Raw genomic sequence first — 12,842 nt, 5'->3', positions numbered from 1 at the left:
GTGCGCAGGGTCGGCGGGTTAGACGGAGCCCAATTGTCTGACTCCTCCTCGGGGCTGGCGCCCCGCATCGTCGTCTAGACGGAGTTCTTCAGCTCCTCGACCTTGTCCAGCCGCTCCCACGGCACGTCCAGGTCCTCGCGGCCGAAGTGGCCGTACGCGGCGGTCTGGGCGTAGATCGGGCGCAGCAGGTCCAGGTCGCGCACGATCGCGCCGGGCCGCAGGTCGAAGACCGCGCTGATGGCCTTCTCGATGCGGGCCGGGTCGACGGTCTCGCTGCCGAAGGTCTCCACGAACAGGCCCACCGGGGCGGCCTTGCCGATGGCGTAGGCCACCTGCACCTCGACGCGCTCGGCCAGGCCGGCGGCGACGACGTTCTTGGCCACCCAGCGCGTGGCGTAGGCCGCCGACCGGTCCACCTTCGACGGGTCCTTGCCGGAGAAGGCGCCCCCGCCGTGGCGGGCCCAGCCGCCGTAGGTGTCGACGATGATCTTGCGGCCGGTCAGGCCGGCGTCGCCCATCGGACCGCCGACGACGAATTTCCCGGTCGGGTTGACCAGCAGCCGGAAGTCGGAGGTGTCCAGGGTCTCGTGGGCCAGCTCACGCAGGACCGCGTCGATGACGTGCTGCCGGATGTCGCGCGGAAGCTGCTCTTTCTCGTCGATGTTGGCGGCGTGCTGGGTGGACAGCACCACGGTGTCCAGCCGGATCGGGGTGGTGCCCTCGTACTGGATGGTCACCTGGGTCTTGCCGTCGGGGCGCAGGTAGCTCAACGGGCCGTTCTTGCGGACTTCGGCCAGCTTGCGGGACAGCCGGTGCGCCAGGGCGATCGGCAGCGGCATCAGCTCCGGGGTGTCGCGGATGGCGTAGCCGAACATCAGGCCCTGGTCGCCGGCGCCCTGGGCGTCCAGCGGGTCGCGCTCACCCTCGACGCGGGACTCGTAGGCCTCGTCGACGCCCTGCGCGATGTCCGGGGACTGCCGGCCGATACCGATGTTCACGCCGCACGACGCGCCGTCGAAGCCCTTCTCCGAGGAGTCGTAGCCGATCTCCAGGATGCGCTCGCGCACGGTGTCGGCGATATCGGCGAAAGCTTCCTTGGCCTTGGTGGTGACCTCACCGACGACGTGCACCTGACCGGTGGTCACCAGGGTTTCCACCGCGACGCGCGAGGTCGGATCCTGGGCCAGAAGCGAATCGAGCACCGAGTCGCTGATGGCGTCGCAGATTTTGTCCGGATGCCCCTCGGTCACCGATTCGCTGGTGAACAGCCGTCCGTTGTCGCTCACAGTGTCATTCCCCTTCGATATGTGGTCATTCTTGGCTTCCCGGCGGCCACCGCCGGTGAGAAGGTCAGACGGCGCTACCCCGCAGGGACGCCGCGATCGCGTCAACGATACGGGTCGCCATCAGAGTTTTCGAACCGTGCTCCAACGCCACCTCGGTGCCGTCGGCGCCGAGCAGCCAGCCGTCGTTGCTGTCCACCTCGAACGCGCGACCGTCGCCGACGGCGTTGACCACCAGAAGGTCGCAGCCTTTGCGCAGCAGCTTCGCACGGGCGTGGAACAGCACATCGCCCTGAGCGTCGCCGGTCTCGGCGGCGAATCCGACGATGGCGCGCATGTTGGGCAGATCTCCGTCGGCGCGCTGGCGCACCGCGCTGGCCAGGATGTCCTCGGTGCGCACCAACTCGACCGTCGGCGCCTCGGCGGCGAGGGCCTGGGCGTCAGAAATAACTTCGGTGGTCTTCTTGATCTTGCTGGTCGCCACGTGCGCGGGCCGGAAGTCGGCGACGGCGGCGGCCATCACCAGCACATGCGCGTCCGGTGCGTGTTTGGTCACCGCCTCGTGCAGCTGCGCCGCGGAGGTGACGCTGAGCACGTGCACCCCGGCCGGGTCGGCCAGGCCGGCGGTGTTGCCGGCGATCAGGGTGACCTCGGCGCCGCGCTGGGCGGCCACCCGGGCCACCGCGTAACCCTGCTTTCCGGAGCTGCGGTTACCGATGAATCGGACCGGGTCCAGCGCCTCGCGGGTACCGCCGGCGGTGACCAGGATGCGGGTTCCGCGCAGGTCGTGCGGCATGGCGTCGGGCCGGGCCAGCAGCAGTTCGGCGAAGGTGGTGATCTCTTCGGGTTCCGGCAGCCGGCCGGCCCCGGTGTCGGAGCCGGTGAGCCGGCCCGAAGCCGGTTCCAGCACCACCGCGCCGCGGCGGCGCAGGGTGGCGACGTTGTCGACGGTGGCCGGATGCTGCCACATCTCGGTGTGCATGGCCGGGGCGAACAGCACCGGACAGCGTGCGGTGAGCAGGGTGGCGGTGAGCAGGTCGTCGGCGCGACCGACGGCGGCGCGGGCAAGCAGGTCCGCCGTGGCGGGGGCGACGACGACGAGGTCGGCTTCCTGACCGAGCCGCACATGCGGCACCTCGGGAACGTCCTCGAACACCCCGGTCCGCACCGGATGGCCGGATAGCGCCTCGAAGGTGGCCGCTCCGACGAACCGCAGCGCGGCTTCGGTGGGAACGACCCGGACGTCGTGTCCGGCCTCGCTGAGCTGCCGGACCACCGAACAGGCCTTGTAGGCGGCGATTCCGCCGGCGACGCCGACGATGATCCGCTTAGCCGTCATGCAACGCGGCCGTCGTGGGAGACCGTCATGCAATACCGGGGGCTCATAGCTGGCCCGCGCGTGACGCGGCTACTCGCCTTCGGTGTGTTCGAGCAGGTCGCCGTGGATCTCGCGGAGCGCGATCGACAGCGGCTTCTCCTGAAGTCCCGGCTCGACCAGCGGGCCGACGTACTCGAGGATGCCTTCGCCGAGCTGGTTGTAGTAGTCGTTGATCTGACGCGCCCGCTTGGCGGCGTAGATCACCAGGGCGTACTTGCTGGAAACCCGTTCGAGCAGCTCGTCGATGGGCGGGTTGGTGATGCCCAGCGGGGTGTCGTAAGCGGTAGCCGCACCGGGGGCCGGATCGTAGTGATCGGCAGACGTTGTCACGAAGAAATCTCCTGGCAGTGAGTTTTGATTCGGTGGGCCGTTCGCGTGGTCAACTCAAAAAACCGCTCACGCCGAATACGGCGCGTTTCCCACCAGCAACGATACCAATTCAGCACACGCCGACTCCAATCGGCTGTTCACCACCACCACGTCGAACTCGTGCTGGGCGGCCAGTTCAGCCTCGGCGGTGGCCAATCGGCGGGCCATCACGTCGGGGGTTTCGGTGCCGCGGCCCTCCAGGCGTTCGCGCAGCGCGTCCCAGCTGGGCGGGGCCAGGAAGACGCTGACAGCCTCCGGCATCGCGGCCTTGACCGCCCGGGCACCGTTGAGATCGACCTCGATGAGCACCGGATGGCCGGTGGCGGCGGCGGCCAGGACGGGGGACGCCGGAGTGCCCGACCGGTGCAGCCCGCCGTGGATGTCGGCCCACTCCAGCAGATCCCCACTGTCGATGAGCTGCTGGAACCGCTCAGGGCTGACGAAGTGGTAGTCCTGGCCCTCGACCTCGCCGGGGCGGGGTTCGCGGGTGGTGGCCGAGACGCTGAAGTGCAGATCGGGCACCTGCTCGCGCAACTGCCGCACGACGGTGGACTTGCCGACGGCCGAAGGGCCGGACAGCACGAGCACGCGTCCACGCGTTGCCCGGTCTCGAGGCTTAGAGAGTGTCATAGCCCCGGCTGTCCGGCCCTTCGTCGGCGTTCATTGCCGTGATCCGTCCGGAAATGATCCGGCTGGGATCAGGAGAACTTCTCCAGCAGAGCCTTGCGCTGCCGGTCGCCCAGTCCGCGCAGACGGCGGGTGGGGGCGATCTCCAGTTCGGTCATGATCTCCTGCGCCTTGACCTTGCCAACCTTGGGCAGGGCCTCCAGCAGAGCGGAAACCTTCATCTTGCCGAGGACCTCATCGGTCTCGGCGTCCTTCAGCACCTGCGTCAGGTTGGTGCCACCGCGCTTGAGCCGATCCTTCAGCTCTGCACGTGCTCGACGTGCGGCGGCAGCCTTCTCCAACGCTGCGGCGCGCTGCTCGTCGGTCAACTGGGGAAGGGCCACGGGTTCCTCCGTCTCATCACCATCAATTAATTACTTCTGCCTGGGCCGGGTTCTTCAGCCAGCGACGACGACCGTACCCACGCCTCCTGACGAAATCTAACCCGACCCCCTGTTCCGGGGCGGAAACTCCCAGGACACGGCCGTCGAATCGGCCCGATTCGACGGTAGTTCAGACCATCGGCACGTAGCCGCCCCGCCAGCGAAACATCGGCGCTATGAACCCGAAAAGGTGCCTTCTAGCTGCGCTTATCCGGTCAGCGGGCGGTGCGGCGGGATCGTGGGCACCGCACCGGCGCGGTCAGGTGCGCCACATTCCCCGCCGATTCGGGGCCGCACGGCGTGTCGCGCGTGTCGCGCGGCCATCACCGCAGATGAGCGACCGCCTCCCGCATCGACTCGGCGGCCGAACACAGCGCCTCGGGCCGCGGCCCGGCCCGCAGGATCTCCCGCGAGACCGCCGGCAGCAGCTGCCCGGGACGGGCCCCGCCAAGCCCGGCCAGGCTGTCCGGCCGGCCGCCCTGCGCACCCACGCCGGGCACCAGGACCGGCCCGCCGAGGGCACTGAGGTCGGGCACCGTGGCCGGGTCCAAAGTGGCGCCGACGACCACGCCGACAAAGCCGTTGGGGGGGCCGCCCACAAAGCCGGGTTCGCCTGCCGCGCTGCGGTTCACCGCGGCGGCCTGGTCGACGATCGACTGCGCCACCGTGATGGCGGAGCCGGCGCCGGGGACGAGCGCGCGTTGCACCGCGGCGCCCTCCGGATTGGACGTGGCGGCCAGAACGAACACCCCGCGACCTGCTGCGCGGGCCAGGTCCAGCAGCGGATCCAGCGAACCGAACCCCAGGTAGGGCGAAGCGGTCACCGCGTCGGCCGCCAGCGGACCGTCCCCCGCCCAGGCCTGCGCGTAGGCGGCCATGGTCGACCCGATATCGCCGCGTTTGGCGTCGGCGAGCACCAGCACCCCGGCCGACCGCAACGCGGCGGTGGTGCGCTCCAGCACCGCGAAACCCGCCGACCCGTAGGACTCGAAGAACGCCACCTGAGGTTTGACCACCGCGAAGCCGGCGAACGCCTGCACGCAGATGTCGCAGAACCGGGCCAGCCCGTCGGCGGTGCGAGGCAGACCCCAGGCGTCCAACAACTCCGGGTGCGGATCGATACCGACGCACAGCGGTCCGCGGGCCGCGATGGCCGTCGCCAGGCGCTCCCCGAATCCCGGACCCCCGAGTCCCGGACCGGAGCCCGTCCCGGCCATGTCAGCTGTTTCCGAGCGCGGCGTGCAACTCCTGCAGCGACTGCACCCCGATATCGCCGCGGATGGCGGCCTCGATGCCCTGCACCGCCGCCGACGCGCCCTGAACGGTGGTGATGCAGGGAATGTTCATGGCCACGGCCGAGGAGCGGATCTCGTAGCCGTCGATGCGCGGGCCGGAGTTGCCGTACGGGGTGTTGATCACCATGTCCACCTCCCCGGCGTTGATGGCTTCCAGCGCCGTCGTGGCAGGCAGACCCTCCCCCGGCACCTGGAAGTGCTTGCGCACCACCTCGCACGGAATTCCGTTGCGGCGCAGCATTTCCGCGGTGCCCTCGGTGGCCAGCACGCGGAAGCCCAGGTCGGCCAGCCGCTTGACCGGGAACACCAGCGACCGCTTGTCCCGGTTGGCCACCGAGACGAATACCGTCCCCGATGTGGGAAGCGACCCGTAGGCCGCGGCCTGGCTCTTGGCGAAGGCGCTGCCGAAGTCGTGGTCGATGCCCATCACCTCACCGGTGGACTTCATCTCCGGACCCAGCAGCGAATCGACGCCGGAGCCGTCCACCCGCCGGAACCGGCGGAACGGCAGCACGGCCTCCTTGACGGCGATCGGGGCGTTCGGCCCGGGAGCCGAGCCGTCGCCGTACCGGGCCAGCAGGCCCTCCCCGCGCAGCTGGGAGATGCTGGCGCCCAACAGAATCCGCGCGCAGGCCTTGGCCAGCGGCACAGCCGTCGCCTTGGACACGAACGGCACCGTGCGGCTGGCCCGCGGGTTGGCCTCCAGCACATACAGGACGTCGTCCTTCAGCGCGTACTGGACGTTGAGCAGACCGACGACGCCCACCCCGTGGGCGATCGCCTCGGTGGCGCGGCGCACCGCCTCGATGTCGCTGCGGCCCAACGTCACCGGGGGCAGCGCGCACGCGGAGTCACCGGAGTGGATGCCGGCCTCTTCGATGTGCTCCATGATGCCGCCGATGTAGATCTCGGTGCCGTCGCACAGGGCGTCGACATCGATCTCGATGGCGTCTTCGAGGAACCTGTCGACCAGCACCGGGTGCTCGGGTGAGAGCTGGGTGGCGCGGGTGATGTAGCCGTGCAGGGTCTTGTCGTCGTAGACGATCTCCATGCCGCGTCCGCCCAGCACATACGACGGCCGGACCAGCACCGGGTAGCCGATCGACGAGGCGATGTCGCGGGCCTCCTCGAAGCTGGTGGCGGTGCCGAACTTCGGCGCCGGCAGCCCGGCGTTGATCAGCACCTGGCCGAACCGGCCGCGGTCCTCGGCCAAGTCGATGGCCTCCGGCCGGGTGCCGACGATCGGAACGCCGGCATTCTCCAGCCGGTGCGCCAGACCCAGCGGGGTCTGCCCACCCAGCTGGACGATCACCCCCACCACGCCGGGGCCGCCCTGCCCGGACTGCGATTCGGCGTGGAAGACCTCCAGCACGTCCTCGAAGGTCAACGGCTCGAAGTACAGCCGGTCGGCGGTGTCGTAGTCGGTGGACACCGTCTCCGGGTTGCAGTTGACCATTACCGTTTCGAACCCGGCCTGGGACAGCGTGGTGGCGGCGTGCACGCAGCTGTAGTCGAATTCGATGCCCTGCCCGATGCGGTTGGGGCCGGAACCGAGGATGAGCACCTTGGGCTTTTCGGTCTGCGGGGCCACCTCGGTCTCGGCGGCCGGGTCGAGTTCGTAGCTGGAGTAGTGGTACGGGGTCTTGGCCTCGAACTCCGCCGCGCAGGTGTCGACGGTTTTGAACACCGGGTGGATGCCGAGCCGCCCGCGCAGCGAGCGCACCCCCGTCTCGCCGGCCAACTCCGGTCGCAGCGCGGCGATCTGGCGGTCGGACAGGCCGTTGTGCTTGGCCCGGCGCAGCAGCGCCTCGTCGAGCACCGGCGCGTCGAGCAGTTCGGCGCGCAGCGCCACCAGGCCGTTGATCTGGTCGACGAACCACGGGTCGACGCCCGACGCCTGTGCCACCGCCTCAACGCTCGCACCCAGCCGCAGTGCCAGTTCGATGTCGTAGAGCCGACCCTCGGTGGGGGTGCGCAACCGGTCCAACACGTCGTCAGCCCAGCCGTCCTCATCGGGTCCGGTCCAGAACCCGGCCTTGGTGGTCTCCAGCGAGCGCATCACCTTGCCCAGCGCCTCGACGAAGTTGCGGCCCAACGACATCGCCTCGCCGACGGACTTCATCGTGGTGGTCAGGGTGGGGTCGGCGCCGGGGAATTTCTCGAAGGCGAACCGCGGCGCCTTGACCACCACGTAATCCAGCGTCGGCTCGAAACAGGCCGGTGTTTCCTTGGTGATGTCGTTGAGGATCTCGTCGAGGGTGTAGCCGATGGCCAGTTTCGCGGCGATCTTGGCGATCGGGAAGCCAGTGGCCTTGGAGGCCAGCGCCGAGGACCGCGAGACACGCGGGTTCATCTCGATGACGATGAGCCGGCCGTCTTTGGGGTCGACGGCGAACTGGATGTTGCAGCCGCCGGTGTCCACCCCGACCTCGCGCAGGATCGCGATGCCCAGATCGCGCATGGTCTGGTACTCGCGGTCGGTCAGCGTCATCGCCGGGGCGACGGTGACCGAATCGCCGGTGTGCACACCCATCGGGTCGACGTTCTCGATGGAGCAGACCACGACGACGTTGTCGTTGCCGTCGCGCATCAGCTCGAGCTCGTATTCCTTCCATCCGTAGATGGATTCCTCGATGAGCACGTTGGCGCTGGGCGAGGCCGCCAGGCCGTCGCCGGCCATCCGCTCGACCTCCTCGGCGGTCTGCGCCATGCCCGAGCCCAGGCCGCCCATGGTGAAGGACGGCCGCACGACGACGGGCAGGCCCAGGTCGGCGACCGTCTCGCGGACCTCTTCCATGGTGAAACAGACTCGGCTGCGGGCGGATTCACCGCCGACCTTGGCGACGATGTCCTTGAACTTCTGCCGGTCCTCGCCGCGCTGGATGGCCTCGAAATCCGCGCCGATGAGTTCGACGTGGTAGCGGTCGAGCACGCCGTTCTCGTACAGCGCGACCGCGGTGTTCAGCGCGGTCTGCCCGCCCAGGGTGGCCAGCAGCGCGTCGATGGGTATACCCCGCTCGGCCTGTTGGGCGATCACCTTCTCCACGAACGCCGGGGTGATGGGCTCGACGTAGGTGTAGTCGGCGTACTCGGGGTCGGTCATGATCGTCGCCGGGTTGGAGTTGACCAGGCTGACCGTCAGTCCCTCCGAGCGCAGCACCCGGCAGGCCTGGGTGCCGGAGTAGTCGAACTCGCAGGCCTGCCCGATGACGATGGGCCCGGACCCGATGACCAGGACGTGGTTGAGATCGGTGCGGCGCGGCATTAGCGGCGGCCCCCTTCCATCAGGTCGACGAACTGGTCGAAGAGGTAATTGGCGTCGTGCGGGCCCGCCGCCGCCTCCGGGTGGTACTGCACCGAGAATGCCCGGCCGTCAACGAGTTTCACACCCTCGACCACACCGTCGTTGGCGCAGGTATGGCTGACGACGGCGGGGCCGAAGTCGGTGGTGAACGTCTCCCCCGCCTCTCCTTCTAAGGCGAAGCCATGGTTCTGCGCGGTCACCGCCACCCGGCCGGTGGCGTGGTCGATCACCGGGACGTTGATGCCGCGGTGACCGAACACCATCTTGTAGGTGGACCGGCCCAGCGCGCGGCCGAGGATCTGGTTTCCGAAACAGATTCCGAACAGCGGGATTCCGGCGCCCAGCACCTCCCGGGTGACGGCGACCACCCGGTCGGCGGTCGCCGGATCGCCGGGGCCGTTGGACAGGAACACCCCGTCGGGCTTGAGCGCGGCGATCTGGTCGAAGGTCGCCGACGACGGCAGCACATGGGTGCGGATGCCGCGGAGGGCGAAGTTGCGCGGGGTGTTGGTCTTGATGCCCAGATCCAGGGCGGCGACGGTGAACCGTTGCTGCCCTTGCGGTTCCACGATGTAGCCATCGTCGGTGCTGACTTCGCCGCACAGATCCGCGCCCAGCATGCTGGGCTGCTCGCGGACCCGGCGCAGCAGCTCGTCGTCCTGCGCCAGCGCCGGCCCGGAGAAGACGCCGGCCCGCATCGAGCCCTTGGTGCGCAGGTGCCGGACGATCGCGCGGGTGTCCACGCGTGAGATGCCGACCACGTCCTGGCGCACCAGCTCGTCGTCGAGGGTTCCGGTGGCCCGCCAGTTCGACGCCCGCGGGGACGGGTCGCGCACGACGTAGCCGGCGACCCAGATCTTGTCCGAGCGGCTTTCGCCGTCCTCGTGGTTCCAGCCGGTGTTGCCGATCTGCGGGGCGGTGGCGATGACGATCTGGCGGTGGTAACTGGGGTCGGTGAGGGTCTCCTGATACCCGGACATGCCGGTGGAGAACACCGCCTCGCCGAGCGTCTGCCCGATCGCCCCGAACGGGGTGCCGGTGTAGACCCGCCCGTCCTCGAGCACCAGGACTGCCTTGTGTTGGCTCACGCCACGTCTCCTGTCTGATTGTCGCGGGGCGACGGTGTCTGTCCTGCCTGAGAAATCCAGCGCGCGTATTGACTGCGGTCGTCGCCGCGAAACCCGGTGTCCAGCACGGTGCCCGAGGGCAACGTCCAGCGGATCACCAGGATGCCACCGCCGGCTGAGTCGGCCGTTCCCGGCGGGCTCCGGGTCGGCAGCACCTTGCCGGCCATGGCGCGTTCGGTGCGCAGCCCGGTCACCGACTCCGCCGGCATCCAGAGGGGGCCGGCCCCGGACCGTTCCAGCAGGATGCCTTCGGGATAGCGGGTCAGCACCGCCTTGCACCGGTAGCCCAGGTCGCCGACGTTGACCCGGTCCAGCCAGTTCGCCGATGAACCGCTTGCGCGAAGAGCCCCAGATCCAGCCAGCGTGCTGCCGAGGTAGAGACCGCGGGTGGGCGCGATCGAGGCCGCGCCCACCTGATCGGGCATGCTCGGCAGGGCGCCGATGAGCTCCTCCTGACGTTCGGCGCGGTGCCGCCAGCCCCGCAGCATCCGCCGGATCACCAGACCGATCAGCACCACGACGACGAAGCCGAAGACGAGGGTGCTGATGACGGTGGGGGTGTTCACGCGGGGCGGGCCTTGCCGTCCCGGGCGGTGACCCGTCCGCGTAGCAGCGTGGCGGTGACGGTGGCCGGCAGCGTCATCGCCTCATACGGCGTATTGTCCGAGCGGCTGGCCAGCGCCGTGCCCGCCACCGTCCAGGTGGCCTCCGGGTCGACCACCACCAGATTGGCCGGTTCCCCTACCTCCAGCGGGCGGCCGTGGTCGTCCAGGCCGACGATGCGGGCCGGGTTCTCGCTCATCACCCGTGCCACACCGCGCCAGTCCAGCAGTCCGGTCTTGACCATCGTCGCGGCCACCACCGACAGCGCGGTCTGCAGGCCGAGCATGCCCGGCCGGGCGACGGCGAACTCGCAGCGCTTCTCCTGTTCGGCGTGCGGAGCGTGGTCGGTGGCCACACAGTCGATGACCCCGTCGGCCAGCGCACGGCGCAGGGCCTCGGCGTCGGAGGCTTCCCGCAGCGGCGGATTGACCCGGTTGATCCCGTCGTAGGTCGCCAGCCGGCTGTCGTCGAGCATCAGGTGGTGCGGGGTGACCTCGGCGGTGATCGAAATGCCCTGCTGCTTGGCCCATTTCAGAATCTCCACGGTCCCGGCTGTGGAGGCGTGGCAGATGTGCACGCGGGCGCCGGCGTCGCGGGCCAGCAGGGCGTCGCGGGCGACGATGGACTCCTCGGCCGCCCGAGGCCAGCCGGCCAGCCCCAGCCGGGCGGCGTTGGGCCCCTCGTGGGCCACCGCGTTCTTGGTCAGCCGGGGCTCCTCGGCGTGCTGGGCGATCAGCACCCCCAGTCCGGCGGCGTACTCCAGCGCACGGCGCATCACCAGGGGGTCGTGCACACAGATGCCGTCGTCGGAGAACATCCGCACGCCGGCGGAACCACCGGCCATCAGGGCCATCTCGGTGAGCTGCTTGCCCTCCAGGCCCACCGTGACCGCGCCGACCGGGTGCACGTCGACCAGGCCGACCTGCCGGCCGCGCCGCCACACGTGGTCGGTGACCACCGGCGAGTCGGCGACCGGATCGGTGTTGGCCATCGCGAACACCGCGGTGAAACCGCCCAAAGCGGCTGCCGCAGAGCCGGTTTCGATGTCCTCGGCGTATTCGCGGCCCGGCTCACGCAGATGGGTGTGCAGGTCGACCAGGCCGGGCAGCAGCACCTGGCCGGCGGCGTCGATCACCTCTGCTTCTGACGGCGCCGTGAGTCCGGCGCCGATCTCGGCGATCTGCCCGTCGGCGACGAGGACGTCGACCGGGTCGCCCTCGCCGTAGAGATGCACTCCCTTGATCAGGACCACATTGCCTGCGCTCATCAATCTCCCCGAGTCGCTTCGCTCCTGCCCGCTGGTCACACGCTCACCGCCTCGTCGGTGCCGACCAGCAGGTGGAACAGCACCGCCATCCGCACATGGACACCATTGGAAACCTGTTGCAGCACAGCCGACTGCGCCGAGTCCGGCACGTTGAAGGAGACCTCCATACCGCGCAGCATCGGGCCGGGGTGCAGCACCACCGCGTGCTCGGGCAGCATCGCCTGACGGCGGTCGGACAGTCCGTAGCGGGCCGAGTACTCCCGCTCGGACGGGAAGAAGCCGCCGTTCATCCGCTCGGCCTGCACCCGCAGCATCATCACCGCGTCGGCGGCCGGCAGCTCGGCGTCCAGGTCGTGGGAGACCGTCGCCCGGCCCCAGTCGGCGACCCCCACCGGCAGCAGGGTGGGCGGTGCGACCAGCACCACCTCCGCACCGAGGGTTTCCAGCAGCGCGACGTTCGAGCGGGCCACCCGGCTGTGCAGGACGTCGCCGACGATGACCACCCGGCGGCCCTCGATGCCGCCGAGGCGCTGACGGATGGTCAGCGCGTCCAGCAGCGCCTGGGTCGGGTGCTCGTGGGTGCCGTCCCCGGCGTTCATCACGCACGGTCCCCCGCCGTCGGGCTCGGCGGTCCACTCGGCGAGCAGCTGCGCCGCCCCGGACGCCGGGTGCCGGATGATCAGGGCGTCGGCGCCGGCCGCCCGCAGCGTCAGGGCGGTGTCGCGCAGCGACTCGCCCTTGGCCACCGAGGATCCCGACGCGCTGACGTTGATCACATCGGCGCTCATCAACTTGCCGGCCAGCTCGAACGACACCCGGGTGCGGGTGGAGTTCTCGTAGAACATCGTGATGATGGTGCGCCCGCGCAGAGTGGGGAGTTTCTTGACCTCGCGGCCCAGCAGCGACTGCCGGAATCGGTCGGCGTCGTCGAGGATCGCGGTGGCCTCGTCGCGGGACAGGTCCGCGGCGGAGAGCAGGTGGCGCGCGGTCATGATCGTCCGCTCGTCATCGCTGAACCTCTCCGCTCTTCGCGCAAGCGCTCATCGCTGAACCTCTCCGCTCTTCGCGCAAGCGCTCATCGCTGAACCTCTCCGCTCTTCGCGCAAGCGCTCATCGCTGAACCTCTCCGCTCTTCGCGCAAGCGCTCATCGCTGAACCTCTCCGCTC

Annotated in this window: 11 protein-coding genes; all 11 read right to left on the bottom strand. The window is 69.6% G+C overall.

The features are described 5' to 3' along the window. Positions 1-74: 74 nt before the first annotated feature. Complete coding sequence (metK, locus tag ADBZ6I_RS11285; protein WP_526383808.1) at positions 75-1,286, bottom strand: methionine adenosyltransferase; 1,212 nt, start codon at positions 1,284-1,286, stop codon at positions 75-77. Positions 1,287-1,350: 64 nt separating this feature from the next. Next, the gene (coaBC, locus tag ADBZ6I_RS11280) at positions 1,351-2,622 is read right to left on the bottom strand and encodes a bifunctional phosphopantothenoylcysteine decarboxylase/phosphopantothenate--cysteine ligase CoaBC (protein WP_526383806.1); all 1,272 of its coding nucleotides are present in this window, start codon (positions 2,620-2,622) and stop codon (positions 1,351-1,353) included. 69 nt (positions 2,623-2,691) lie between these two features. Then, positions 2,692-3,009 carry a DNA-directed RNA polymerase subunit omega gene (gene rpoZ, locus ADBZ6I_RS11275; RefSeq protein ID WP_526383810.1) on the bottom strand — a complete coding sequence of 106 codons (318 nt, stop codon included), beginning with the start codon at positions 3,007-3,009 and terminating at the stop codon, positions 2,692-2,694. 48 nt (positions 3,010-3,057) lie between these two features. Then, complete coding sequence (gmk, locus tag ADBZ6I_RS11270; protein WP_526383804.1) at positions 3,058-3,660, bottom strand: guanylate kinase; 603 nt, start codon at positions 3,658-3,660, stop codon at positions 3,058-3,060. 68 nt (positions 3,661-3,728) lie between these two features. Beyond that, a complete protein-coding gene (mihF, locus tag ADBZ6I_RS11265; protein WP_293355790.1) occupies positions 3,729-4,040 on the bottom strand; it encodes an integration host factor, actinobacterial type in 312 nt (103 codons plus the stop codon). A 362-nt stretch (positions 4,041-4,402) separates the two neighbouring features. Next, positions 4,403-5,296: an orotidine-5'-phosphate decarboxylase gene (gene pyrF, locus ADBZ6I_RS11260; RefSeq protein ID WP_526383801.1), complete on the bottom strand. Its 894-nt coding sequence runs from the start codon at positions 5,294-5,296 to the stop codon at positions 4,403-4,405. A 1-nt stretch (position 5,297) separates the two neighbouring features. Further along, entirely contained in the window at positions 5,298-8,639 is a 3,342-nt protein-coding gene (carB, locus tag ADBZ6I_RS11255) for a carbamoyl-phosphate synthase large subunit (RefSeq protein ID WP_526383799.1), read from the bottom strand. Beyond that, positions 8,639-9,766: a glutamine-hydrolyzing carbamoyl-phosphate synthase small subunit gene (gene carA, locus ADBZ6I_RS11250; protein WP_526383797.1), complete on the bottom strand. Its 1,128-nt coding sequence runs from the start codon at positions 9,764-9,766 to the stop codon at positions 8,639-8,641. The genes carB and carA overlap by 1 nt, the downstream gene beginning before the upstream one ends. Next, positions 9,763-10,371 carry a PH-like domain-containing protein gene (locus ADBZ6I_RS11245; RefSeq protein WP_526383795.1) on the bottom strand — a complete coding sequence of 203 codons (609 nt, stop codon included), beginning with the start codon at positions 10,369-10,371 and terminating at the stop codon, positions 9,763-9,765. Before ADBZ6I_RS11245 ends, carA begins: the two co-directional genes overlap by 4 nt. Next, complete coding sequence (locus tag ADBZ6I_RS11240; protein WP_526383793.1) at positions 10,368-11,675, bottom strand: dihydroorotase; 1,308 nt, start codon at positions 11,673-11,675, stop codon at positions 10,368-10,370. Before ADBZ6I_RS11240 ends, ADBZ6I_RS11245 begins: the two co-directional genes overlap by 4 nt. Positions 11,676-11,710: 35 nt before the next feature. Beyond that, positions 11,711-12,667 carry an aspartate carbamoyltransferase catalytic subunit gene (locus ADBZ6I_RS11235; RefSeq protein WP_526383791.1) on the bottom strand — a complete coding sequence of 319 codons (957 nt, stop codon included), beginning with the start codon at positions 12,665-12,667 and terminating at the stop codon, positions 11,711-11,713. Positions 12,668-12,842 lie beyond the last annotated feature (175 nt).

The organism is Mycobacterium sp. (genome assembly GCF_044342925.1).
In the GTDB taxonomy this organism is placed as follows: domain Bacteria; phylum Actinomycetota; class Actinomycetes; order Mycobacteriales; family Mycobacteriaceae; genus Mycobacterium.
Note: the sequence above shows the minus strand (reverse complement) of the source record. Positions and strands in the feature narration are given on the sequence as shown.

What these genes read in the sequence shown, in the direction of transcription:
- ADBZ6I_RS11240 (WP_526383793.1), bottom strand. Translation starts at nt 11,675, where the DNA reads ATGAGCGCAGGCAATGTGGTCCTGATCAAGGGAGTGCATCTCTACGGC.
- ADBZ6I_RS11235 (WP_526383791.1), bottom strand. Translation starts at nt 12,667, where the DNA reads ATGACCGCGCGCCACCTGCTCTCCGCCGCGGACCTGTCCCGCGACGAG.
- gmk (WP_526383804.1), bottom strand. Translation starts at nt 3,660, where the DNA reads ATGACACTCTCTAAGCCTCGAGACCGGGCAACGCGTGGACGCGTGCTC.
- pyrF (WP_526383801.1), bottom strand. Translation starts at nt 5,296, where the DNA reads ATGGCCGGGACGGGCTCCGGTCCGGGACTCGGGGGTCCGGGATTCGGG.
- coaBC (WP_526383806.1), bottom strand. Translation starts at nt 2,622, where the DNA reads ATGACGGCTAAGCGGATCATCGTCGGCGTCGCCGGCGGAATCGCCGCC.
- carB (WP_526383799.1), bottom strand. Translation starts at nt 8,639, where the DNA reads ATGCCGCGCCGCACCGATCTCAACCACGTCCTGGTCATCGGGTCCGGG.